The sequence below is a fragment of the Polynucleobacter sp. AP-Nino-20-G2 genome (assembly GCF_018688235.1).
Lineage (GTDB): Bacteria > Pseudomonadota > Gammaproteobacteria > Burkholderiales > Burkholderiaceae > Polynucleobacter.
In genome coordinates this window covers 1,064,147-1,086,531 of sequence record NZ_CP061313.1, presented here as the reverse complement: position 1 = coordinate 1,086,531, position 22,385 = coordinate 1,064,147, and the positions used below count along the sequence as shown (strand labels likewise).

The 22,385-nt window shown below is 46.7% G+C and carries 25 protein-coding genes; 10 read left to right on the top strand and 15 right to left on the bottom strand.

Annotation, left to right across the window (positions count from 1 at the left end):
• The first annotated feature begins 3 nt into the window (after positions 1-3).
• Positions 4-1,035, top strand: coding sequence for a serine hydrolase (locus FD960_RS05700; protein WP_251369741.1), 1,032 nt, complete (start codon positions 4-6; stop codon positions 1,033-1,035).
• 15 nt (positions 1,036-1,050) lie between these two features.
• On the opposite strand, the gene FD960_RS05695 is transcribed toward FD960_RS05700, so the two are convergent.
• The 13 genes from FD960_RS05695 to FD960_RS05635 all read right to left on the bottom strand — a co-directional run bounded on the left by FD960_RS05695 (position 1,051) and on the right by FD960_RS05635 (position 12,838).
• The gene (locus FD960_RS05695) at positions 1,051-1,869 is read right to left on the bottom strand and encodes an IclR family transcriptional regulator (RefSeq protein WP_215297819.1); all 819 of its coding nucleotides are present in this window, start codon (positions 1,867-1,869) and stop codon (positions 1,051-1,053) included.
• Between the two features lie 80 nt (positions 1,870-1,949).
• Complete coding sequence (locus FD960_RS05690) at positions 1,950-2,981, bottom strand: quinone-dependent dihydroorotate dehydrogenase (RefSeq protein ID WP_215297818.1); 1,032 nt, start codon at positions 2,979-2,981, stop codon at positions 1,950-1,952.
• Between the two features lie 9 nt (positions 2,982-2,990).
• On the bottom strand, positions 2,991-3,737 hold the full coding sequence (locus tag FD960_RS05685; RefSeq protein WP_215297817.1) for an arginyltransferase: 747 nt from the start codon (positions 3,735-3,737) through the stop codon (positions 2,991-2,993).
• Positions 3,734-4,471 carry a leucyl/phenylalanyl-tRNA--protein transferase gene (aat, locus tag FD960_RS05680; RefSeq protein WP_215297816.1) on the bottom strand — a complete coding sequence of 246 codons (738 nt, stop codon included), beginning with the start codon at positions 4,469-4,471 and terminating at the stop codon, positions 3,734-3,736. The genes FD960_RS05685 and aat overlap by 4 nt, the downstream gene beginning before the upstream one ends.
• A gap of 11 nt (positions 4,472-4,482) precedes the next feature.
• Positions 4,483-5,043 carry an NUDIX hydrolase gene (locus tag FD960_RS05675; RefSeq protein ID WP_215297815.1) on the bottom strand — a complete coding sequence of 187 codons (561 nt, stop codon included), beginning with the start codon at positions 5,041-5,043 and terminating at the stop codon, positions 4,483-4,485.
• Positions 5,044-5,052: 9 nt separating this feature from the next.
• Entirely contained in the window at positions 5,053-6,888 is a 1,836-nt protein-coding gene (locus tag FD960_RS05670) for a bifunctional chorismate-binding protein/class IV aminotransferase (protein ID WP_215297814.1), read from the bottom strand.
• A gap of 26 nt (positions 6,889-6,914) precedes the next feature.
• Complete coding sequence (locus FD960_RS05665; protein ID WP_215297813.1) at positions 6,915-7,490, bottom strand: peptidylprolyl isomerase; 576 nt, start codon at positions 7,488-7,490, stop codon at positions 6,915-6,917.
• Positions 7,491-7,544: 54 nt separating this feature from the next.
• The gene (locus FD960_RS05660; protein ID WP_215297812.1) at positions 7,545-8,180 is read right to left on the bottom strand and encodes a 2-hydroxychromene-2-carboxylate isomerase; all 636 of its coding nucleotides are present in this window, start codon (positions 8,178-8,180) and stop codon (positions 7,545-7,547) included.
• A complete protein-coding gene (locus tag FD960_RS05655; RefSeq protein WP_215297811.1) occupies positions 8,177-9,490 on the bottom strand; it encodes a replication-associated recombination protein A in 1,314 nt (437 codons plus the stop codon). The genes FD960_RS05660 and FD960_RS05655 overlap by 4 nt, the downstream gene beginning before the upstream one ends.
• Before the next feature lie 12 nt (positions 9,491-9,502).
• Positions 9,503-9,982 (bottom strand): DUF3429 domain-containing protein, encoded by a 480-nt coding sequence (locus tag FD960_RS05650; RefSeq protein WP_215297810.1) that lies wholly within the window; start codon positions 9,980-9,982, stop codon positions 9,503-9,505.
• A 41-nt stretch (positions 9,983-10,023) separates the two neighbouring features.
• Positions 10,024-10,875, bottom strand: a complete 852-nt coding sequence (locus tag FD960_RS05645; protein WP_215297809.1) for a 3-hydroxybutyryl-CoA dehydrogenase — start codon at positions 10,873-10,875, stop codon at positions 10,024-10,026.
• Between the two features lies 1 nt (position 10,876).
• The gene (locus FD960_RS05640) at positions 10,877-11,584 is read right to left on the bottom strand and encodes a glutathione binding-like protein (RefSeq protein WP_215300611.1); all 708 of its coding nucleotides are present in this window, start codon (positions 11,582-11,584) and stop codon (positions 10,877-10,879) included.
• 51 nt (positions 11,585-11,635) lie between these two features.
• Positions 11,636-12,838 carry a methionine aminotransferase gene (locus FD960_RS05635; RefSeq protein ID WP_215297808.1) on the bottom strand — a complete coding sequence of 401 codons (1,203 nt, stop codon included), beginning with the start codon at positions 12,836-12,838 and terminating at the stop codon, positions 11,636-11,638.
• 68 nt (positions 12,839-12,906) lie between these two features.
• On the opposite strand from FD960_RS05635, the gene yaaA reads away from it, so the two are divergent.
• Together yaaA and FD960_RS05625 are read left to right on the top strand one after the other, a co-directional pair.
• Positions 12,907-13,683, top strand: coding sequence for a peroxide stress protein YaaA (yaaA, locus tag FD960_RS05630; protein WP_215297807.1), 777 nt, complete (start codon positions 12,907-12,909; stop codon positions 13,681-13,683).
• Between the two features lie 11 nt (positions 13,684-13,694).
• Complete coding sequence (locus FD960_RS05625; protein ID WP_215297806.1) at positions 13,695-14,906, top strand: DUF2863 family protein; 1,212 nt, start codon at positions 13,695-13,697, stop codon at positions 14,904-14,906.
• A gap of 86 nt (positions 14,907-14,992) precedes the next feature.
• Here FD960_RS05625 and FD960_RS05620 read toward each other — a convergent pair whose 3' ends face one another.
• The gene (locus tag FD960_RS05620; RefSeq protein ID WP_215297805.1) at positions 14,993-15,361 is read right to left on the bottom strand and encodes a hypothetical protein; all 369 of its coding nucleotides are present in this window, start codon (positions 15,359-15,361) and stop codon (positions 14,993-14,995) included.
• Positions 15,362-15,373: 12 nt separating this feature from the next.
• Complete coding sequence (locus tag FD960_RS05615; protein ID WP_215297804.1) at positions 15,374-16,363, bottom strand: malate dehydrogenase; 990 nt, start codon at positions 16,361-16,363, stop codon at positions 15,374-15,376.
• Between the two features lie 150 nt (positions 16,364-16,513).
• Between FD960_RS05615 and FD960_RS05610 the strand changes: the two genes are divergently transcribed.
• The 7 genes from FD960_RS05610 to gltA all read left to right on the top strand — a co-directional run bounded on the left by FD960_RS05610 (position 16,514) and on the right by gltA (position 22,370).
• On the top strand, positions 16,514-17,251 hold the full coding sequence (locus FD960_RS05610; RefSeq protein ID WP_215297803.1) for a GntR family transcriptional regulator: 738 nt from the start codon (positions 16,514-16,516) through the stop codon (positions 17,249-17,251).
• A 142-nt stretch (positions 17,252-17,393) separates the two neighbouring features.
• Positions 17,394-17,813 (top strand): succinate dehydrogenase, cytochrome b556 subunit, encoded by a 420-nt coding sequence (gene sdhC, locus FD960_RS05605; RefSeq protein WP_215297802.1) that lies wholly within the window; start codon positions 17,394-17,396, stop codon positions 17,811-17,813.
• A gap of 24 nt (positions 17,814-17,837) precedes the next feature.
• Complete coding sequence (sdhD, locus tag FD960_RS05600; protein ID WP_215297801.1) at positions 17,838-18,203, top strand: succinate dehydrogenase, hydrophobic membrane anchor protein; 366 nt, start codon at positions 17,838-17,840, stop codon at positions 18,201-18,203.
• 4 nt (positions 18,204-18,207) lie between these two features.
• Positions 18,208-19,986: a succinate dehydrogenase flavoprotein subunit gene (sdhA, locus tag FD960_RS05595; protein WP_215297800.1), complete on the top strand. Its 1,779-nt coding sequence runs from the start codon at positions 18,208-18,210 to the stop codon at positions 19,984-19,986.
• Positions 19,987-20,003: 17 nt separating this feature from the next.
• A complete protein-coding gene (locus tag FD960_RS05590) occupies positions 20,004-20,708 on the top strand; it encodes a succinate dehydrogenase iron-sulfur subunit (RefSeq protein ID WP_215297799.1) in 705 nt (234 codons plus the stop codon).
• Complete coding sequence (locus FD960_RS05585) at positions 20,705-20,974, top strand: succinate dehydrogenase assembly factor 2 (protein ID WP_215297798.1); 270 nt, start codon at positions 20,705-20,707, stop codon at positions 20,972-20,974. Before FD960_RS05590 ends, FD960_RS05585 begins: the two co-directional genes overlap by 4 nt.
• A gap of 82 nt (positions 20,975-21,056) precedes the next feature.
• The gene (gltA, locus tag FD960_RS05580; protein ID WP_215297797.1) at positions 21,057-22,370 is read left to right on the top strand and encodes a citrate synthase; all 1,314 of its coding nucleotides are present in this window, start codon (positions 21,057-21,059) and stop codon (positions 22,368-22,370) included.
• Positions 22,371-22,385 lie beyond the last annotated feature (15 nt).

The following is a 22,385-nucleotide window of genomic DNA, read 5'->3' as shown; positions in this document are numbered from 1 at the left end:
CGCATGAATCGATTTTGGCTCTTAGCTTTTGTAGCCCTGACTTCATTTGGCGTCACTATTTCCAATCAGGCATGCGCTGTCAGCAAAGATACTCAGTCGACCAAGCCCGCCAAAGCAGTAAAAGTCTCTACAAAATCCGATACCAAAAAGACGGCAAAAGCACCTAAGAAGCCTAAAACAGTTCGCACTACAGTAACGCGTACAGCCGAACCTGTCGTTGCTGCCAGACCCTCATTCGCAACAGCCTTAGGCTTACGTGGTCAGCATGATGATCTCAGCCTCAAGTCGAGTGTCGCGATGGTTGTCAATCAAGATACCAAAGAGGTTTATTTTGAAAAAAATCCCTCGGTCAGTTTGCCTATTGCCTCGATCACGAAACTAATGACGGCAATGGTGGTGCTGGATTCCAAATTACCGCTAGATGAGACTTTGGTGATTAATGCGGACGATGTTCATATCTATCGCACATCACGTTTGGCTGGTGGCACAGCGCTTACCAGGGAAGAGGCTTTGCTATTGGCGCTGATGTCTTCTGAAAATCGCGCTGCGTATACCTTGGGCAGAAATTATCCAGGCGGCATTCCTGCATTTGTAGAAGCGATGAATCGCAAGGCCAAAGAGATTGGAATGACCCATTCGCATTTTGCAGATCCAACCGGACTCATGAGTGAGAACGTTGCGTCTGCGGAAGATTTGACCCGCATGTTGAGCGCTGCATATCAGTACAAAATGATTCGGGAGTTTTCAACTTGGCCCGATCTGACGATGGTGATTGCAAAGCGCCCACAGAAATTTTTGAACACCAATCGTTTGGTTCGTGCTGGCGATATGAATATCGGTTTGCAAAAAACCGGCTTTATTAATGCCGCAGGAAAATGCTTGGTAATGCAAGCGAGAGTAAACAACACGCCTTTGTTATTAGTCTTCTTGGACTCTGTTGGAACGCAATCTCGTTTTGCTGATGCAGTGAGGGTGAGAGATTGGTATGAGCGCATGCCTTCTGGAGAGCCGCATGCCATTCGTCGCCTAATGTAAAGCGTGTTTTAGATCCTAGGTATTCGGCTCGGAAGTTTTGGGTTTGTAGCCCATGCCCTTGGATATTTGTAGGGCGGTATCTTGTAATAAGCGCAACCAATCTCCCTGAATGCGATCGGTAGGAGAGCTCAAGGAGAGTCCTGCTACTAGCTTTCCGCTGTCATCCAAGATTTCTGCAGCGACACAGCTCACACCAAGTTCTAACTCTTCGTTGTCACGTGCATGACCCAGCTGTCTCACCTGATTGAGTTCGGCATCTAGTTTTGCTAATTCTGTGATGCTGTTTCTCGTGTGACCCGATAGGCCTGTCCGTGTGACATAGGCGCGCACCTGACTTGGATCATCGCTAGCTAAAAATAATTTACCAACAGAAGTCAGGTGTAAGGGAGCGCGACCACCAATGGCGCGAACCACTTGCATGCCAGAGCGTTCGCTATAAGCGCGATCGATGTAAACGATTTCATCACCCTGACGCACTGATAGATTAATTGTTTCGCCAGTGAGTTTGTGGAGAGCCCTCATCGGCCCTTGGGCGGCCTCGCGAACCGATAGGCGCGCCTTCACGAGGTTTCCGAGCTCTAATAGCTTTAAGCCTAAGCGGTAAGTGCCGCCATCGCCACGCTCCACTAGGCGACAGGCGACCAGGTCATTAAGGATACGATGGGCAGTCGAAGGGTGTAAATCTGTATGCTCAGCCAGGCTTTTGAGGCTGCTGGACTCTTCTTGGAGAGCTAAGGCATCGAGCAGATTCATCATGCGCTCAACCACCTGGATGGCTGTTTTACCAGCCTCCCCGGGGATCTTTGGCACTTTTGTAGGTTTGCTCGTTGTCATGAGCTCAATTGTAGCGATTTTTACCCCAAATTGCACAATATGAAATGCAATTTCAATGCATCAGGCAAATTCCTGCAGTATTAAGCCTTTAAGGCGGCAGCGCACTCAGTGATGAGTTTTGGGCCTCTGTAGATTAATCCGCTGTAAAGCTGAACAAGACTCGCGCCAGCATCAACCTTTTCTTTGGCATCCTTTCCAGACAGAATGCCACCAACACCAATAATCGGTAGTGCATTACCCAGGCTGGCTTTTAGCGTTTCAATCACATGATTGGATGCAAGACGCACAGGTGCCCCTGAAAGACCTCCCGCCTCTTGTCCAAACTCCAATCCTTGAACAGCATCTCGGGCAATTGTTGTGTTGGTTGCAATAATTGCGTCAATACCAAATTCCAGCAACAGATCGGCGATGAGTTTGATATCAGTATTGTCTAAATCCGGAGCGATCTTCAAAAAGAGCGGCTTACGAATTCCATAGCGATCGCTGAGTGCTTCTCGGGCCAAATGTAGGGAGCCTAATAAAGTGCGTAGCATTTCTTCGCCTTGGAGTGCGCGAAGATTTTGAGTGTTGGGTGAAGAGATGTTGACGGTAATATAGCTGGCAATCTCATATACGGCTTCCATGGCTGTCACATAGTCACTAGCTGCATTTTCTATCGGAGTGCTGGCATTTTTGCCGATGTTTAATCCGATGACGCCACCGTTTTGCCAATATTGAGATTGGCGTACTTGCGCAACACAAGCATCAACCCCATCATTATTAAAGCCCATGCGGTTGATGATGGCTTGTGCTTTTGGCAAGCGAAACATGCGAGGCTTTGGATTGCCTGGTTGCGGTTTTGGCGTGACCGTACCGATTTCTAAAAAGCCAAAACCTAAAGCGCCTAGCGCATCAATATGCTTGCCATCTTTATCTAGTCCTGCAGCAAGTCCGACTGGATTTGGAAAGGTAATTCCGCAGAGAGTACGCGGATCAGCTGCGGGTTGTTTAATGAAGCAGCGTAACAAGCCAAGGCGTTCCGCACGATCTAAACTATTGAGGGTGATGTTATGGGCTTGCTCTGGATCTAAAGAGAACAGCCAAGGGCGCAGTAGGGGGTAGCTATCAATCATAGGAAGATATTATGGCCCAATGATCGGTTGCCAGCGATCATCGATTAAACCCTCCATGGGTTGGAAATTGGCCTTGTAGGACATCTTCTGGCTATTGGCAATGTAATAGCCGAGGTAGAGATAAGGCAGACCTAGCTCTAAGGATTGCTGTATCTGCCATAGGATGCTGAAGCTTCCATAGTTAGCGGAGAGATCGCTAGTATCAAAAAAGGTGTACACCGATGAGATTCCTTGATCTAGGATGTCGATCATGCTCACCATGCGAAGTCGGCCGGGGTGAAGATCATGCGGACCATCTCGAAACTCTACGATTCTGGAATTCACACGACTTTGTAATAAAAATTGCATGTACTGATCTTGGTCATCCTGATCCATCTCGCCACCGGCGTGACGTTCATGTTGATAGAGCTGATAGAGCTGATAGTGCTCTTCTTGGTATCCCAAATTCAATACTCTTACTTCTAAGCCTGCATGCTTTTTCCATGAGCGACGCTGACTGCGGTTCGGCTTGTAATCTCGCACCAAAATTCGACTAGCGGTACAGGCATTGCACTCATCGCAGTAAGGCCTATAGGTATATAAACCACTACGACGAAATCCCGCATTGACTAACTCACCATATAAATCCGCATGAATAAGGTGAGAGGGTGTGGCTACTTGGGAGCGGGCAGTCTTGCCCGGCAGATAACTGCAGGGATAGGGCGCCGTTGCATAAAACTGTAAGGCGGTAAGTGGAAGCTCTTTTAGTTGAGTCATAGCCAGTGACGCAGTATCTCTTTATTAAATTTCCAACAAATCTCCATATTAGATTGCTTTAACGCGATTTGCAGATGCGTTAAAAATTCATCTCGAGCTATTGGTGCGGCACCCAAAGAGCTTAGGTGCGCTGTTTCCTGTTGGCAGTCAATCATTTCTACCTGATGTTGATGGCACCAGGCGCACAAGGCTGCTAAAGCAATTTTTGAGGCATCCGTTTGGCGGCTGAACATCGACTCCCCAAAGACCATGGATCCAAAAGCGACGCAGTAAAGGCCACCAATGAGGCACCCATCTTCAAGCACTGCAATGCTATGGGCATGCGATTGTTCGTGGAGCTGGGTATAGGCATCCATGATTTCATGGGTAATCCAGGTGCCATCTTGATCTTTCCGGCTGGCGGTCGCACAGGAGCGCACTACGGAAGCAAAATCACCATCCACAACAATTTCTTTTTTGGAGTCTTGTAAAAATTGACGAATGGTTTTTTTGAGCGAGTCATGGCACTTAAAGTTGGCCGTTTTCAATACCATCCGTGGATTCGGTGACCACCATAAAACAGGCTGGTTATCAGAGTACCAGGGGAATATACCGAGTTGATAGGCGCGCGCCAATTGTCCGGGGTAGATGCGCTCACTCACCGCAATCAGACCAGGGACACTAGGATCAGGATCTTGGCAACTGATGGGGTTTGGAAAGGGATCGTGCGCCCCAAGCCAAGTAATGTTGCTCATGCGGCTGAAACCTAGATCTTTTCCGACGGGAGAATGTCTCTAGCGCGAACGCTAAATTCATCAGACTGACTGAAGACGCCAGCTGCACGATCGGCAAAGAACCATTCGAGTGTTTGCTTGACCGTGGGAAATGCAATCTCATCCCAGGGAATATTCCCCTCATCAAATAAAGCAACCTCAAGGCTTTCTTCACCAGCATTAAATGTGGGAGAGTGCATTCTTGCCAAATAAAAAAGGTGCACTTGTTCAGCATGCGCAACGTTGAGTAGAGAGTAGAGGGGTCCAATCTCTACTACTGCACCAGCCTCTTCTAGGGTTTCTCTCACAGCGCCAGCGCTAGTGCTTTCTCCTAACTCCATAAATCCGGCGGGTAAGGTCCAGTAACCATATCTCGGCTCTATCGCGCGTTTGCACAGAAGGACTTGATCCCCATATACCGGAATGGTTCCCACAACATTACGTGGATTGAAGTAATGAATCATTCCACAAGATTCGCAGACATGACGCTCACGTGAATCATCTGCTGGAACTTTTACAGTTACAGGAGATGCGCAATGGGAGCAGAACTTCATGTGGACTTTCTAAAAATGAGCAGTGACGGTGCCGCGTAGTGCATTGGTAAGCATAATCTCTTTCGCATCACTGACATCATCAATAGTGAGGTTGGCCTCATGGGCATTCCAGTGTGGATCACCAAGGATGACTGATCTCATGACTCCTGGTAGGACACCAGCACTGACTGGCGGTGTAAGCCAGGACTTTCCATCTGCTGATTTAATAAAAATACTCGTTCTGCCACCTTCAGTGACGAATCCTTGTTCGTTAATAAAGATCGCATCAAAACCACCTAGTTGCTCAGCTGTCTTCCAGGCAGCGTCGTAGACTGAGCGATGACTTACCTTGTGACCTAGCAACACATTGCCAGAATGGATTTGCCCAAGCGCGGGATCTGGCAGTATTTCGCTTGCCCAAAATATTTTGACTGCTTCGGCTAATGGCTCAAGTTCTGCAACTTGATAGTTTAGTGATCCAGTATGTTTGAGCTCTAACCTCAATCGATACTGTTTATTGGGTTCGCATCCTTGGCAAACACCGACTATTCCATTTTGAGCATCGAGTAATGAGAAATCAATGCCCAGTGCTGTTGCTGAGTGAGCTAAGCGGGCCAGGTGAAGATCTAAATGTTGAGCTGCAGCATTTTTAACGAGGATGGTTTCGAAAAGATCCACGGCGCTAGGGAGTTCTCGCAGAAACGCAGCCTTAATTTTACATTCTTCCCATTCCGCTTGTGCATCAGAATCAATGGTGATGCCTGCGCCAATACCTAAGCTAAAAGATTGATGAAGGGCGTTTTGATCGCGCTCAATTTCTAGAGTGCGGATGGGAACACTAAAAGCAAAATCACCATCGGGATCAAGCCAACCCAGTGCACCGCAATAGTAGCCACGGTCTTTGGACTCTAGGTCTTGAATAATTTCCATACTTCTCTTTTTGGGAGCGCCAGTGACCGATCCGCACGGAAAGACGGCTTGCAGCACGTCAGCAAGGCGCACATGATCTTTTGCTTGAGCTTGTATGGTGGAGGTCATCTGCAATACATCACCATGGCGCGTGACATCAAATAGATGGGGTACGGTGACTGTACCTGGTAAAGCAAGGCGACTGAGGTCATTGCGCAAGAGATCAACAATCATGACGTTTTCAGCCCGATTCTTGGCATCGGCTGAAAGTTCATCGGCGGAATTTGTTAATGCGCTGGCAGTGCCTTTCATGGGCATGGCTTTCAGAATATTGCCTTGACGCTGAATAAACAGTTCTGGTGATTGAGAGAGTATGCAGCTACGACCTTCGGAGATATAGGCTCCAAATCTTCCAGGTTGACGGTCTCTTAGTTGTGTATAGAGGGCAAGGGGATTGCCATAGACCTCTCCGGTGATACGGAAGGTGTGATTGATTTGGTAGGTATCACCATTGCGGATGTACTCTTGAATCGCGGCAATATCCTTTGTAAATTGATGCTCATCAATAGACGACTTGATATCAGCAACCCCGGAAATCCGATCAGATGGGTCAAGATTATTCAATTGATCCGCTAAAAATTCATCAACCGCGCTTTTGCCCATCGCCCGGTACGCGCTAAAGGACCATGCTTCAATTAGTGGGTGCCTAGGAGATGAGGGCTCCGCATTACGCTGCTTGAGATGATGAAAAACGCGGCCTAACTCATAAGCAAAGGCAGCAACGATATGTTCGCCCTTGGATAATGCTTGATCAATCTCAAGCAAGCACTGATGTATTGCTTCGGCCGTTGCTGATGCATCCCTCTGGGCGTATACAGACCAATACCCGATAGGTTCGCGATAGAGCCTGCTGCTAGGGTGCTCTGGAGTGCTTTGGGCGTCATCCAACAATATCATCGCATCAGGCTCTGGGTAATGCTGACTTACTTGAGGACGGTTGCTGATTCGATTGTGACAGTCTTGCTTGGAACATCTGCCATACGACCCATTCTTGGGGCAGGAGCAACCATCGTTGGCACTTTGCGAATCGCATCAATGGTTTGTGTTCCAGAAATCACCTTGCCAAACACGGTGTAGCCATTGCCCATCGCATTTGGGTAATTTAAGCCTTCGTTATCCTTGACGTTAATAAAGAACTGCGCTGTTGCAGAGTCTGGATCGGAGGTGCGGGCCATGGCAATGGTGTAAGTTTGATTCTTCAGACCATTCTGAGCCTCTGATACAACTGGCGCATTAGTAGGCTTTTGGACAAGATCCGGAGTGAAGCCACCACCCTGAATCATGAATCCATCAATCACGCGATGAAAAATAGTGCCGTTATAAAAACCGCTATTGACATAGTCTAAAAAATTAGCAGTGGTTTTTGGTGCCTTTACAGAATCCAACTCCACGACAAAATTTCCCATGGTGGTTTTGAATTCAACTTTAGGACCGGCATAGCTAGCGGCGCTGGTGAAGCAACCGATAGTCAAAGCTAGAGTGGCGATAAGTTTGCGCATGATAAAAATCCTTTAAATGCTGTAAAAATAGATGATGACTGCTTATTGTATAAGTCAAAGTCCTGAAGGAATTTGACCGGCGTGTTGGTAGGCTGGTTCATCAAACATGCCCGGCCGATTTAAGTAATCTATAGCCCAGGGTATCGTATCGACCCCCCAAAAGCAGTGTTGATGAATGACTAGGGTGGGGACGCCAAAGGCGCCATCGGCTTTTGCTTGTTCTGTATTGGCAATCAGTTGCGCCTTGATTTCTGGCGCATTTGGCTTTTGGGTGTCAGCACTCAAGCCAAGATGCTTGCAAAATTCAGGCCAAGCAAAATTGGGATCTTGACCTTGTGCCCAAACAAAATCAAATGCACGCTCAATCATGGTCCAGTCCGCCTTTTCTTGCACCAACAGACGTTGTGCTGCAACCGTGAGGAATGGGTGATACTTTGGAAACCGAAATGGCAGACCTAATTTTTCTGCAAGCCAAACACAGTACTGATAGGTGTGAGCTCGCTTGACTTCAATTTCTCCTGGACCACGGTTATCGGTTGCGCGAAACAATCCTCCAAGCAAAATAGGAGTTGGCGTGATGTTCACGCGATCTTCCAATTGATGGCGTTGCTTTACATAGAAATAAGAGAAAGGCGAAATGATGTCAAAGTAAAAAGTGCCATTTACTAACTTTATTTCATCCGATTTCATTTCTTCTTAGACTCTTCATCTAGTTTGCGTAAAAAAGCCATCTTTTCGGCAATTTGGGTTTCTAATCCTCGATCTACCGGTTCATACCAATGGGGTGCATTCATGCCTTCGGGAAGATAGGTTTCTCCAGCCGCATAAGCATGGGGTTCGTCATGCGCATAACGGTATTCCTTGCCGTGCCCGAGTTCTTTCATGAGTTTGGTCGGTGCATTACGTAGATGATTGGGTACGGGCTTGCTTTGATCGTTTGCTACATAAGCACGCGCAGCATTGAAAGCCTTGTAACTAGCATTACTTTTAGCGGCTATTGCTAGGTAAACGATGGCTTGACCAAGTGCAAGCTCACCCTCAGGAGAGCCCAATCGCTCATAAGTCAGCGCGGCATCATTCGCGAGTTGCATTGCCCGTGGGTCAGCCAGGCCAATATCTTCCCAGGCCATGCGGATAATGCGGCGAGCCAAATAGCGTGGATCAGCACCGCCATCGAGCATGCGGCAAAACCAATAGAGCGCAGCATCTGGATTGGATCCTCTTACTGATTTGTGCAGTGCTGAAATTTGATCATAAAAATGATCACCACCTTTATCAAAGCGTCGCGCCTGCGTAGTGAGTGCGCTTTCAATAAACTTTTGATCAACGAGTTGAATACTTGATCCTGGTGTGGAGGCTGCATTGCACACCTGTTCAACGAGATTGAGTAAACGACGCGCATCGCCATCCGCATGAGAAATGAGGCTCTCGATAGCAGCAGCATCGAACTCAATATCAGGCATAGCGTATTGACGTGCACGTTCAAACAGTTGCTTTAGTTCTTCCAGGCTCAATGACTTAAGAACATAGACCTGAGCCCTAGAAAGCAGCGCCGAGTTCACTTCAAAGGAGGGATTTTCAGTCGTAGCTCCAATGAAGGTAAATAAACCAGACTCCACATGAGGTAGGAGAGCATCCTGCTGGCTTTTATTAAAGCGATGGATTTCATCCACAAATAAAATGGTTTGCCTGCCATATTGAGACATGCTTTGCTGAGCTTGCTCTATGGATTCACGTATTTCTTTAACGCCTGCAAGTACGGCCGATATTGCAATGAATTCACGGTCGAAGGCCTTCGCTGAAAGTCTCGCTAAGGTCGTCTTGCCAACACCAGGAGGCCCCCATAAGATCATCGAATGTGGCTTACCCGATGCGAACGCGAGATTGAGTGGTTTGCCCGGTGCTAATAGATGTCCCTGCCCAATGACTTCTTCAATCTGCTTCGGACGCAGCGCCTCCGCAAGCGGTGGCGGTGGTTCTTGATCAAAGAGGTTTGTCATTCTGGCGATGAATTAGTTCTGAATGAACAAAATGACTAGAGCTGCCCATAATAGGCATGCAGCAGAAACCGCAGTGAGACGATTGCGAATGGTGATAAAGGCTTTGCACGCCTCTTCACTAGAAAAATAGTATTGATAGGTTTCAATATCAATATTTCGTTGGATGATTAGCGCGGAAGCCAAAATCACCAAGCCAACTGGAATATAAATATGTAGCGCAACCCAGGCTACAAGAGCGGGTATCACCCCCCATATCCAGGCATTGCGATCTTCCCAGCGATCTCCTGGGGGCGCTTTCCCAAGCGTATGTAAGTTTGCTCCCCAGTGGAGCGCTCCCATGAACGAGGTGATGATTGCTCCATAACCAGCCAAAGATTCTGCGCTTAAATAATTCAGTGGCGTTGGCGCTAACTGCACCATGAGCGCTAAACCTACAAAAGGAATCAGGCCTGCATAGGCCAATTTACGGACTAGGGGTGGTAATGGGTTCACAAACTTCTCTATTTATTAATGTCAATTAAAAGGCGTAAGAATTATTCGTAGTGATAGACACCGCGACCCGTTTTGCGACCCAGGTATCCGGCTGCGACCATTTCACGAAGCAATGGACACGGGCGATATTTGGAGTCGCTAAAGTTTTCAAAGTAGACCTCCATAACCGCTAAGCAAGTGTCCAATCCAATTAAATCGGCTAATGCTAAAGGGCCGATTGGTTGGTTGCAGCCCAGCTTCATGCCAGCATCAATGTCTTCAGGGCTGGCAAGTCCTTCATGCAATACAAAGAATGCCTCATTAATCATTGGTAGCAAAATACGATTTACTACAAAGCCTGGTGAGTTCTTCACGGTAATCGGCTCTTTGCCAATGCGTTTGGCCATCTCCACAATGGCAGCATGAGTAGCATCACTGGTTTGTAATCCACGAATGACTTCAACTAAAGCCATCATCGGCGGCGGATTAAAAAAGTGCATACCAATAAAGCGATCCGGATTGGAGTCGAGGGCTGCTAGCTTGGTAATAGAGAGAGATGAGGTATTTGTGGCGATGATAGTTTCTTTGCCGACGATGTCATCAACCTGCTTCAGAATCTTTTCTTTGATTGCTTGGTTTTCAGTGGCTGCTTCGATGACCAATTGCAAGCCTTTGAAATCTGAATACGCAGTGCTGCCTTTAATGCGTTTTAAAGCCGCTTCTTTTGCTTCAGTCGTAAGTGTTTCTTTTTTAACTAAGCGATCTAAGCTTTTGCTAATTTGACTGAGGCCACGCTCAACCGCCGCATCATTGATGTCAACCATCACGACATCCAGACCGGCAACCGCACACACTTGTGCGATGCCATTACCCATGGTGCCTGCACCAATAACACCGATCGATTGAATTTTCATGTTATTTCCTTTTTTGATACTGGGTTGAACCAAACAACTGTTCTTTGGCCTTGTCATCATGCAAAGGCTTGCGTAATGCAGTTAATACTTCAACGCCACGCTTCACGGCAGGGCGCTCACTAATCTTTTCAAACCATTCCTTGAAATGCGGATACTCGTTGATATCAATACCCTGATTCTTCCAGTTCCGAGTCCAAGGAAAGATAGCGATATCGGCAATCGAATAGGTTTTTCCAGCAATATAAGGATTATCTTTCAGTTGATGATCGATAACCCCATATAGTCTCTTGGCTTCATTAGTGTAACGATTGATGGCGTATTCAATTTTCTCAGGCGCATAGATCCTGAAATGGTGGTTTTGACCTAATAGGGGGCCTAAGCCGCCCATTTGAAACATCAGCCACTGCAGGACCTCATATTTACCGCGAGTACTTTTTGGTAGAAACTTCCCAGTCTTGGCTGCTAAATAGAGCAGGATAGCGCCGGATTCAAAGAGATGAATAGGTTTTCCATCTGGACCCTCAGGATCAACGATGGCCGGAATCTTGTTGTTTGGGCTAATCGCCAAAAATTCAGACTTAAATTGATCGCCTGAGCCAATATCAATGGGATGGGCAATCCAATCTTTCCCCAATTTATAGCCGCATTCTTCAAGCATGATGTGTACCTTGTGACCATTGGGGGTTGGCCAGCTATACACGTCAATGATGTCTTTTTTATTCTTTGTTGTCGCCATAAGATTCTCTTTTTTGTTTGGTTATTAAATCTGCTGCAAGCGTGTTAATGCATTGCTTAATGTCTGTTCTTTTTTAGCAAAGCAAAAACGAATCACTCCTGACTGAACGGGCTCGTTATAAAAAGCTGAAATCGGAATGGCCGCAACACCGACTTCTGTAGTGAGCCAGGTACAAAAATCTGCCTCATTGAGCTGAGCCTGCGGAATGTTGAGGTTTGTGTAATCCACGCACTGAAAATACGTGCCTGGCGTAGGTAGTAATTTAAACTTTGTACCTTCTAATCCCGCTCTAAAGTAATCGCGTTTCTGTTGATAGAAGGATGGCAACTCTAAATAGTGAGCAGCCTCTTGCAAATAATTGGCTAGACCATACTGCATGGGCGTATTCACAGTAAAGACATTGAACTGATGGACTTTGCGAAACTCTGTCGTCAGCGCAGCTGGAGCTGCGACATAGCCGACTTTCCAGCCTGTGACGTGATAGGTTTTGCCAAAACTCGAAATCAGAAAGCTGCGAGCAGCCAGCCCAGGATGACTTGAGATGCTTTGATGCTGACGACCGTCATAAATCATATGTTCATAGACCTCATCGCTTAAGATCAACGCATTCGTATCATTTGCTAACTTCGCTAAGCGATCTAAATCAGCCGCTTGCCACACCATACCAGTGGGGTTATGCGGTGTATTGATAATAATCAGTCGTGTTTTTACATTCACTGCATTACTGAGCGCATCCCATGGAATGGAGTACGACTGGACATGGCCTTGCTCATCACGATTGGCTGTTAATGAAACCGCGATGGTTTTTCCTCCAGCCAATTCGATAGAAGGGCGATAGCTATCGTAAGCAGGCTCGATAATAATTACTTCATCGCCTGGGCCGACGCAGGAGAGAATCGCTGTCATGATTCCCTGGGTGCCGCCCGCTGTAATCGTGATCTCAGATTCTGGGTTGTAGTGATGCCTATACAAAGAAGCAATCTTCTCTGATATTCCATATCGCAATTCGGCAACGCCCACCATTGGTGGATATTGGTTGTGATCTGCCAACATCGCTGTATTTACAGCGGCAATTAATTCACGGTTGCAGGGGAAATCCGGAAATCCTTGCCCCAAATTGATGGCCTGATGTTTTGCTGCCAGCGCTGACATCACAGTAAATACCGTTGTACCGACCTTTGGTAGGCGGCTGGGAAAAGATGGGCTTGGTGTTAGCGCTTGGTCCATAGAGACGCTTTAGGGCAAATTCACTAGGTAGTCGCTAGAATGGGGGAAATTCATAATGAAATTGTGCCATGCTGATAGTTCTTTCACCTGCTAAATCACTCGATTACAAAACACCAGTTTCGGTCAAGGCGACGACCTTGCCCGAGTTTGTTGCGGAATCCGCCAAGCTTATCGCTGATCTGAAGAAGCTGGCCCCTCAAGAAGTGGCTGATTTAATGGGCTTATCGGATCAGCTGGCAGTCTTAAATGTTGGCCGGTATCGCGATTGGTCTAAGAAATTCACACCAGAAAACAGCAAGCCAGCGATTTATGCCTTCAATGGCGATGTTTATGATGGCTTTGACGTCAAATCTCTCGACGCGAAGGCGGTTCATTTCGCGCAAGACCATATCCGCATCTTGTCTGGACTATATGGCGCCCTTAAACCCTTGGATCTGATGCAGCCTTATCGCCTTGAAATGGGTACCGCATTCAAAAATGCCAGGGGTAAGGACTTATATGCTTTCTGGGGTCAGCGCGTAACGCAATCGCTGAAGCAGGTCTTAGATCACCAGAAGAAGCCGGTTCTGCTCAATTTGGCGTCTGAAGAGTACTTCAAGGTCTTGCAGCCTAAAGATCTGGATTGCCCAGTCATTTCGCCTGTATTTCAGGATGCCAAAGATGGTAAGTACAAAATTATTTCCTTCTACGCTAAGCGCGCAAGAGGGCTCATGGCTCGGTATATTGTTGAAAATCGCATTACCGATCCTGTCGACTTAAAAGGCTTTAACCTTGATGGCTACAAGTATGTAGCTTCAGAATCCAAGCCAGACAAGCCAGTGTTTAGACGCCCCGAAAGAAAATAAGAGCATTCTCTATGGCCGTACATCGCACTAAAACCTCGCAACGCTCGTCTCCTGATGTGGAGAGACTGGTTGCTGATGCTATTTCATTGGCGGCATCAGGCAGTCACATTGAAGATCGGTTTTGGGAAGAGCGCTTGAACGTGCGCTTGATGCGCTTGTTAAAGAGTCAAAATCAAAATGTGATTGATGCAGCGCTCGATCAAACCTTCCGGATTAATACGGTGGCCTTTGAGGTGCTTGCTGACTCCGCCGAAACTTTGGCCGAGTCCCTGTCGATGGAACACGAAGGGCAAAGTTGGGATGTGCTTTTGTTGGCACTGCCCATTGTTGCTCATACGCGCTATCAAATTCCTTCAGGCGCTTTACCTATTTCAGCTATTGAGGCGACCGCTGCAGCCTTGCATAGTTCCATTGCCTCGAGCGATACACGATTAGCAATTGTTCCTTGGCTTTACAGCATTGATCAAATGCCTCATTCGCATTGCCAAACGCATTTATTGACTGAAGCACTGGCTACTGCCGCCATCACCTCCAGTGAGGTCAAATTAGAGCTACGTGAAATGTCTGAGACGATTGCCGTCTTGGCGGATCCAAGATTCATCATTGCAGCGATTGCCGCGCCCTCGGGGACTCCATTGTTCCGCTGGCAAGCGGAGCCACCCACTAGACAAGAGCGGGGCGTGAGCTTGATCGGTTGGCAAAATACGATGCGCGATCCTGTCGCATCCCTGTTGCCGGGATGTGAATTTGAACTCCTACTACCCGAGGCGTACTTTACGAATTGTCGCTTAGCGGATAAGCAGGTGCGGCCATTGAGCATTAGGGCTGCTGTGAATTTTCTTGAAAGCACTTTGGGTGTCTTGCCCGCTGGTTTGTCCTGTGTAGTTGGTGCTTTTGGCGAAGAGCAGGCGGATGAGTATCGAATTTCTTTTAGCCTTAAGGGTTCATCTGAGATTGTGTATGGCGTGATTTGGCCGCTATACGATCGTGAGAGCGTTGCTAACGACGCGCTCAACGATTTATCGGACGACGAGAGTCCGATGCGAAAAATTGTTGATGCCTTAAACGAGGCCGGTGTCGAAGATGTATTCCGTCACGCAATGCTATTTGATCCGGAGTTATGCGATGACTGTGGGGCGCCTTTATTTCCCGACAGATCTGGCGAAGCTGTGCACGCAGAGATGCCGGATGATGCTCCTACGCAGCAGCCTTTATTTCACTGATGCGCTCAAATCTCTAAGAGTTGAAATAGAAAAAAGCCGAGGATCCCTCGGCTTTTTTAATGTTGCTACAGTAGAAATCGAGTCGATTAGTTCTGCGTAAAAGGCTCCGCATCTGCAAAGAGATGTGGCAATTTGCCAGTTTTCATTTCTGCTGTTTGGCAGAAATCAGCCAGACGTGTTCCAGACTTGATATTAAAAAGCATTGCCTTGTTACCCAACACCACAAGGTCATGACCAGTGGTGGTGTTTTTATAACGCAAGCTGCCCGGTAAAGAATTTTCACGTTTTAAATCAAACGTTTTTGATTCCCAAGTTAAGCGAACTTTTTCAGTAGTGCCTGAAGTTTTAAATTGCTTACTTTCGCTGCAAGTCCAGGTAGTTACTTCTTCGCTAGCATTGGCTGAGCCGATAAAGCCTGCTGCAACCAAGCTAATGAGGAGAAGGGTTTGCTTCATATGTAGAAGTCCTTATGAGAGTAAGTGTTTAACGCCAGCTTGCTCTTCAAGCAGTTCGTTAAGAGTGTGATTCATGCGCTCACGAGAAAACTCATCAATCTCCAAGCCTTCAACCATCTTGTATTCGCCGTTTTCGCAAACGACAGGATAACCATAGATCACTTCAGCAGGAATACCGTATTCGCCTTTTGAAGGGATGCCCATAGTGACCCATTTGCCATTTGTGCCGAGAACCCAGTCACGAATGTGGTCAATAGCAGCATTAGCAGCAGAGGCAGCAGAAGATAAGCCGCGCGCTTCAATGATTGCCGCGCCACGCTTGCCCACTGTTGGGATAAAAGTATCTTTGTTCCAAGCAGCATCGTTGATGCTGTCTTTTACAGACTTGCCATCGATAGTTGCAAAACGGTAGTCAGGGTACATGGTGGGGCTGTGGTTGCCCCAAACAACCAATTTCTCAATGTCAGCAACAGGCTTGTTTAACTTGTTAGCCAATTGTGAGAGTGCGCGGTTGTGATCTAGGCGCAACATTGCTGTGAAGTTCTTCGCAGGAATATCTGGAGCTGATTTCATGGCGATGTATGCATTGGTGTTTGCTGGGTTGCCAACTACCAAAACCTTCACAGTCTTCTTGGCAACGGCATTCAATGCCTTACCTTGTGCTGTAAAGATTTGAGCATTCGCGGAGAGCAAATCTTTACGCTCCATGCCAGGGCCGCGTGGACGTGCGCCAACCAAGAGGGCAACGTCGATATCTTTAAATGCAGTCATTGGATCAGAGTGGGCTGTCATTCCAGCTAGCAATGGGAATGCGCAGTCTTCTAACTCCATCATCACGCCTGCGAGGGCTTTTTGCGCTTTTTCATCAGGGATTTCAAGCAACTGGAGTATTACAGGCTGATCTTTGCCTAATAAGTCGCCATTAGCGATGCGAAAGAGAAGGGAATATCCGATTTGACCGGCTGCACCGGTTACGGCGACACGCATTGGGGCTTTTGCCATTACTAATAACTCCAGTTGAGGTTAATTAATGAAATCTTTTCTATTATCCATTCAAGTGTATGGACTTTCCATTTACACTGTCAATCATGTCTTATATAAGATATGAAATAGAACTGAATTTTATCCAATTGAAGCTGTCCTGGAGTTAATTTGTCTCTTATATCCGAACCGATTGCCTCATTTAGCCCTCTGTATCAACAGATTAAGGCGATGATTTTGGCTAGCTTGCAAGCATCCGAGTGGTTGCCAGGCACCGCTATCCCCAGTGAGATGGAGCTTGCGGCTCGATATGCCGTGAGCCAGGGTACCGTTCGCAAGGCTATTGATGAATTGGCGGCTCAAAACCTATTGGTGCGCCGTCAGGGTAAGGGCACTTTTGTCGCCACCCACCAAGAAGAAGACTGGCAGTATCGTTTTTTGCGTTTAGAGCCTGATTCTGGAGAGAGATTCCACCTGAAGAATCAGTTTTTGGCCTGTGAAACCGCTAAATCCGATGCTTATATTGCCCAATTGCTTAAATTAAAGGCGGGTGATCCCGTTATTCGTATTGACCGGGTCCAGAGTTCTAACGGTAAACCCATCGTATTTGAAGAAATTTGGCTGCCAGAAGGGCGTTTTAAGGGCTTAACTCTAGAGGCGCTAAATGCATGGGCGGGCCCAATGTACGCCTTCTATGAGTCTGCATACGCGACCCATATGGTGCGCGCCGAGGAAAAAATTAAGGCAGTGCTAGCTGATCAGGATCTATCAAACCATTTAAACCTTCCTATTGGCACGGCCTTATTATCGGTTGAGCGGGTAGCTTTTACCTACGGGAATAAACCAGTAGAAATTCGGCGCGCTCGGTATGACACTTCAGAGCAGCACTACGAAAATAAATTGAACTAGGTCTCATCCGACTAATCCGTAAAAACCAGTAATTTCACCCTTAAAACGCTAAAAATTCCCCAACGACTCTAAGGTTTCCAATAGAATATGTTGCGATACAACAAAGTCACACTGATCCTCCACCTAAATAAAGAGATTGCCCATGGTTGATGCACAGAACGCAGTAAAAAAAGATAGACCGGTTTACCGAAATATTGGTCTAGCCCAATTAATCAAGTACCGCCTTCCTTGGGCTGGAAAAGTGTCAATTCTTCATCGTATTAGTGGCGCGGCATTATTCTTAATGCTTCCGTTTCTACTCTATCTCTTAGATCAAAGCTTGGCCTCCGAGATCAGTTATCAGAAATTCCAGGCAATTACTGGCCATGTGCTTGTGAAGATCATTCTTCTCGGATTAATTTGGTCTTTCTTGCACCATTTTTGCGCTGGTATTCGTTATCTCTTGCTTGATTTGGAGATTGGTGTGGAAAAGGCGGATGCAAATCGCTCAGCTATCGTCGTGTTTTTCTTGGGCTTAGCATTGACAGCGGTTGTTGGTCTCAAATTATTCGGCTTGTACTAAGCGTTTCTTCATTAAGGAAATCTAATGCCTATTTATCAAATCGGACCGAAGCGTTTAGTAGTTGGCGCGCATTACGGCCTTAAAGAGTGGATTATTCAAAGGGTTACTGCCATCGTGATGGTGGTGTTTACAGTCGTTTTGTTGCTTGACTATTGCATTACTGGTAGCGCCACATATGAGGGCTGGGCTGCATTGTTTAGCAATCAGTTCATGAAGCTCCTCACACTTCTATTTTTTATCAGCTTGTTCTATCACGCTTGGATTGGTATCCGCGATATTTGGATGGATTACATCAAGCCTGTCAGCATTCGTCTAACACTGCAAGTGTTAACTGTTTTGTATCTCTTAGCCTGTGCGGCCTATGCCGTACAAATTTTGTGGAAAGTGTAATTCGATGACTGCGATTAAAAAAGCATTGCCACGCCGCCGTTTCGACGCGGTAATTATTGGTGCGGGTGGTTCAGGGATGCGTGCTTCTTTGCAATTAGCAGAAGCTGGCCTGAACGTTGCGGTATTAAGTAAGGTTTTCCCAACACGCTCGCACACTGTTGCGGCTCAAGGCGGTATCGGCGCCTCGCTGGGCAACATGAGTGAAGACAACTGGCACTATCACTTCTATGACACCATCAAAGGGTCTGACTGGTTAGGCGACCAAGACGTGATCGAATTTATGTGTCGCGAAGCTCCTAAAGTTGTTTACGAGCTCGAGCACTTTGGTATGCCGTTCGACCGCAACCCAGATGGAACGATTTATCAGCGCCCATTTGGTGGACACACAGCCAACTATGGCGAAAAAGCAGTTCAACGTGCTTGCGCAGCAGCTGACCGTACTGGTCACGCGATGTTGCATACCTTGTATCAACGTAACGTACGTGCAAAAACAAACTTCTTCGTAGAGTGGTTGGCGCTAGACCTCATTCGCGATGACGTAGGTGATGTTGTTGGTGTGACTGCGCTCGAAATGGAAACGGGCCAGGTTTACATCTTGGAAACCAAAGTAGTCATGATGGCTACTGGTGGTGCAGGCCGCATTTGGGATGCATCTACAAACGCATTTATTAATACCGGAGACGGTATGGGTCTCGCAGCTCGTGCAGGCATTCCATTAGAAGATATGGAGTTCTGGCAATTTCACCCAACTGGCGTAGCCGGTGCGGGCGTATTGTTGACAGAAGGTTGTCGCGGTGAAGGCGGTATCTTGCGTAACAAAGATGGTGAGCGCTTTATGGAGCGTTATGCGCCCACCTATAAAGACTTGGCACCACGCGATTTCGTTTCTCGTTGCATGGATCAGGAAATCAAAGAAGGGCGCGGTTGCGGCCCTAACGGTGATTATGTGGTGCTCGATTTGACCCACATTGGCGCCGAGACCATCATGAAGCGTTTGCCTTCTGTCTACGAGATTGGTATCAACTTTGCTAACGTTGACGTTACTAAAGAGCCAATCCCTGTTGTGCCAACTATTCACTATCAGATGGGTGGCATTCCTACCAACATCAACGGTCAAGTCGTTGTGCCAGCCAACGGTAAACACAATGAAGTGGTAAACGGCTTGTATGCTATCGGTGAGTGTTCATGTGTATCTGTTCACGGTGCAAACCGTTTGGGTACAAACTCCTTGCTCGACTTGTTGGTATTTGGTCGTGCTGCTGGTAACCATATCGTTGCGATGGACCTCAAGAATCGTGAGTTCAAACCATTGCCTGCCAATGCTGGCGAGCAAACTATGGCTCGTATTGCTGCTCTGGATAATTCTACTTCTGGTGAGTATGCGCAAGATGTTGCAAATGACATTCGTAAAACCATGCAGAAGTACGCTGGCGTATTCCGTAACCAAGAATTGATGGACGAAGGTGTTCGTCAAATGGCCAAGTTGACTGAGCGCGCTAAACACTTATGGCTTAAGGATAAGTCTGAGATTTTCAATACAGCACGTATCGAAGCTTTAGAAGTGGCTAACTTAATTGAAGCAGCAAACGCAACAATGATCTCAGCTGCAGCGCGCACTGAAAGTCGTGGTGCGCACTCACATGATGATCATCAAGAGCGTGATGATGACAATTGGATGAAGCACACGCTTTGGTATAGCGAAGGTAACCGCTTGGACTACAAGCCAGTTGTTCTGAAGCCGTTGACTGTTGAGTCTTTCCCTCCAAAAGAACGTACTTTCTAAGCGAAGAGAAATTAAAAATGAGTGATATTCGTATATTTGAAATTTACCGCTACGATCCAGATATCGATGCAGCCCCACGCATGGAGCGTTATGAGCTGGAATTGACTGGTGAGCGTATGTTGTTGGATGCTTTGATTTCCCTCAAGAAACAAGATGAATCCATTTCATATCGTCGTTCATGCCGTGAAGGTGTTTGTGGCTCTGATGCTATGAACATTAACGGTAAGAACGGTTTGGCTTGCTTGACCAATATGTTGACTTTGCCAAAAGTCATCACATTGCGCCCATTGCCTGGCTTGCCAGTTGTGCGTGACTTGATCGTTGATATGACCTTGTTCTTCAAGCAATATCTGTCCATCAAGCCTTATTTGGTAAATGACAACCCTGCGCCAGAAAAAGAGCGTCTCCAGAGTCCCGAAGAGCGTGAAGAGTTGAATGGTTTGTATGAGTGCATTTTGTGCGCTTCTTGCTCAACTTCTTGCCCATCTTTCTGGTGGAACCCAGATAAGTTCGTAGGTCCAGCAGGTTTGTTGCAAGCCTATCGCTTTATTGCCGATAGCCGTGATGAAGAAACTGCACAGCGTTTGGATAATCTCGAAGATCCGTACCGTTTGTTCCGCTGTCACACCATCATGAACTGCGTAGATGTGTGTCCTAAGCATTTGAATCCAACCAAAGCAATTGGAAAGATCAAGGAACTGATGGTTCGTAGGGCAGTATGACCCTTAGCAATGCAGAGTTATATCGTTTAAAAAGCGATGCCCGTCGGGGTTTGCTAGAGAACGATTTAATTCTGCAGCGTTTTTTTGAGCGACATGGCGATCAGTTAAATGCGGAAGATGGAAAAGTATTAAGCCAGTTGCTCGCTCTAGAAGATAACGACCTAATGGATCTATTAATCGGTCGAAAAGATTCTGTTGCAACATTGGAAAAAGAATCACAAGAAACTGTGTTCAAAGCGGTTTTGCAAAAGTTAAGACAGAAGTAATTCAGCTTTTGGGCGCAGTTGAAGTGCAGGTGCATAAACGAATAGTGTATTAATCATCAATTTGAATGACTAAGGATTAGAAATGATTGAATCGGACATCAAGGCAAAATTATCGTTTTCAGACGGCACCCCGGATATTGATTTGCCGATTTACAAAGGCACCATTGGTCCTGATGTAATCGACATCCGCAAGCTCTATGGTCAAACGGGAAAATTTACCTACGATTCAGGCTTTCTTTCTACTGCGTCTTGCAATAGCAAAATTACCTACATTGATGGCGACAAGGGTGAGTTGCTTTATCGCGGCTATCCAATTGAGGACTTAGCGCATAACTGCGACTTCTTGGAAGTCTGCTTCTTGCTGATCAATGGCGAATTGCCAAACGCAAAACAGAAAAAAGATTTTGAAGAAATGGTTATGCACCATACGATGGTTCATGAGCAGATGCAATTCTTCTTGCGCGGCTTCCGTCGCGATGCTCATCCAATGTCAGTGTTGACAGGTTTAGTTGGCGCGATGGCTGCTTTCTATCACGATGAGATTGATTACAGCGATCCGCACGCCCGTGAAGTGGCGCAGATTCGTTTAATTGCGAAGATGCCGACTTTAGTTGCGATGGCTTATAAGTATTCTGTAGGCCAACCATTTATCTATCCAGATAATTCCTTGTCATACACCGCGAACTTTATGCGCATGATGTTTGCCACGCCATGTGAAGAGTACAAAGTCAATCCAGTATTGGTGCGCGCTTTGGATCGCATCTTTACATTGCATGCGGATCATGAGCAAAATGCCTCTACTTCAACAGTTCGCCTGTGCGGATCATCTGGAACCAATCCATTTGCTGCAATCTCCGCTGGTATCGCTTGCTTGTGGGGTCCAGCGCACGGTGGTGCCAATGAAGCTTGCTTGCAGATGTTGAATGAAATTCAAGCAAACGGTGGCGTAGAGAAAATTGGTGAATTCATTGCTCAAGTAAAAGATAAGAACTCTAGCGTTCGTTTGATGGGCTTTGGACACCGCGTTTACAAAAACTTTGACCCACGCGCAAAATTAATGCGTGAAACATGCCATGAAGTATTGGCAGAGCTTGGTCTACAAGATGATCCATTGTTCAAGTTGGCAATGACTCTAGAGAAGATCGCTTTGGAAGACGAGTATTTTGTTAGCCGCAAACTCTATCCAAACGTTGATTTCTACTCAGGCATTGTTCAACGCGCGCTTGGCATCCCAACAGAAATGTTTACATGCATCTTCGCATTAGCACGTACAGTAGGTTGGATTGCTCAATGGGAAGAAATGATTACTGATCCTGAGTACAAGATTGGCCGTCCACGTCAGTTGTATGTTGGTGAAGTTTCACGCAAAGTTCCAAACATCACTGCTCGCAAATAAAAGTTTTAGAGGGTT

Bases quoted from the DNA above. Each gene is read 5' to 3' on its own strand.
- FD960_RS05700 (WP_251369741.1), top strand. From the start codon at position 4: ATGAATCGATTTTGGCTCTTAGCTTTTGTAGCCCTGACTTCATTTGGC.
- FD960_RS05695 (WP_215297819.1), bottom strand. From the start codon at position 1,869: ATGACAACGAGCAAACCTACAAAAGTGCCAAAGATCCCCGGGGAGGCT.
- FD960_RS05690 (WP_215297818.1), bottom strand. From the start codon at position 2,981: ATGATTGATAGCTACCCCCTACTGCGCCCTTGGCTGTTCTCTTTAGAT.
- FD960_RS05685 (WP_215297817.1), bottom strand. From the start codon at position 3,737: ATGACTCAACTAAAAGAGCTTCCACTTACCGCCTTACAGTTTTATGCA.
- aat (WP_215297816.1), bottom strand. From the start codon at position 4,471: ATGAGCAACATTACTTGGCTTGGGGCGCACGATCCCTTTCCAAACCCC.
- FD960_RS05675 (WP_215297815.1), bottom strand. From the start codon at position 5,043: ATGAAGTTCTGCTCCCATTGCGCATCTCCTGTAACTGTAAAAGTTCCA.
- FD960_RS05670 (WP_215297814.1), bottom strand. From the start codon at position 6,888: ATGATATTGTTGGATGACGCCCAAAGCACTCCAGAGCACCCTAGCAGC.
- FD960_RS05665 (WP_215297813.1), bottom strand. From the start codon at position 7,490: ATGCGCAAACTTATCGCCACTCTAGCTTTGACTATCGGTTGCTTCACC.
- FD960_RS05660 (WP_215297812.1), bottom strand. From the start codon at position 8,180: ATGAAATCGGATGAAATAAAGTTAGTAAATGGCACTTTTTACTTTGAC.
- FD960_RS05655 (WP_215297811.1), bottom strand. From the start codon at position 9,490: ATGACAAACCTCTTTGATCAAGAACCACCGCCACCGCTTGCGGAGGCG.
- FD960_RS05645 (WP_215297809.1), bottom strand. From the start codon at position 10,875: ATGAAAATTCAATCGATCGGTGTTATTGGTGCAGGCACCATGGGTAAT.
- FD960_RS05635 (WP_215297808.1), bottom strand. From the start codon at position 12,838: ATGGACCAAGCGCTAACACCAAGCCCATCTTTTCCCAGCCGCCTACCA.
- yaaA (WP_215297807.1), top strand. From the start codon at position 12,907: ATGCTGATAGTTCTTTCACCTGCTAAATCACTCGATTACAAAACACCA.
- FD960_RS05625 (WP_215297806.1), top strand. From the start codon at position 13,695: ATGGCCGTACATCGCACTAAAACCTCGCAACGCTCGTCTCCTGATGTG.
- FD960_RS05620 (WP_215297805.1), bottom strand. From the start codon at position 15,361: ATGAAGCAAACCCTTCTCCTCATTAGCTTGGTTGCAGCAGGCTTTATC.
- FD960_RS05615 (WP_215297804.1), bottom strand. From the start codon at position 16,363: ATGGCAAAAGCCCCAATGCGTGTCGCCGTAACCGGTGCAGCCGGTCAA.
- sdhC (WP_215297802.1), top strand. From the start codon at position 17,394: ATGGTTGATGCACAGAACGCAGTAAAAAAAGATAGACCGGTTTACCGA.
- sdhD (WP_215297801.1), top strand. From the start codon at position 17,838: ATGCCTATTTATCAAATCGGACCGAAGCGTTTAGTAGTTGGCGCGCAT.
- sdhA (WP_215297800.1), top strand. From the start codon at position 18,208: ATGACTGCGATTAAAAAAGCATTGCCACGCCGCCGTTTCGACGCGGTA.
- FD960_RS05590 (WP_215297799.1), top strand. From the start codon at position 20,004: ATGAGTGATATTCGTATATTTGAAATTTACCGCTACGATCCAGATATC.
- FD960_RS05585 (WP_215297798.1), top strand. From the start codon at position 20,705: ATGACCCTTAGCAATGCAGAGTTATATCGTTTAAAAAGCGATGCCCGT.
- gltA (WP_215297797.1), top strand. From the start codon at position 21,057: ATGATTGAATCGGACATCAAGGCAAAATTATCGTTTTCAGACGGCACC.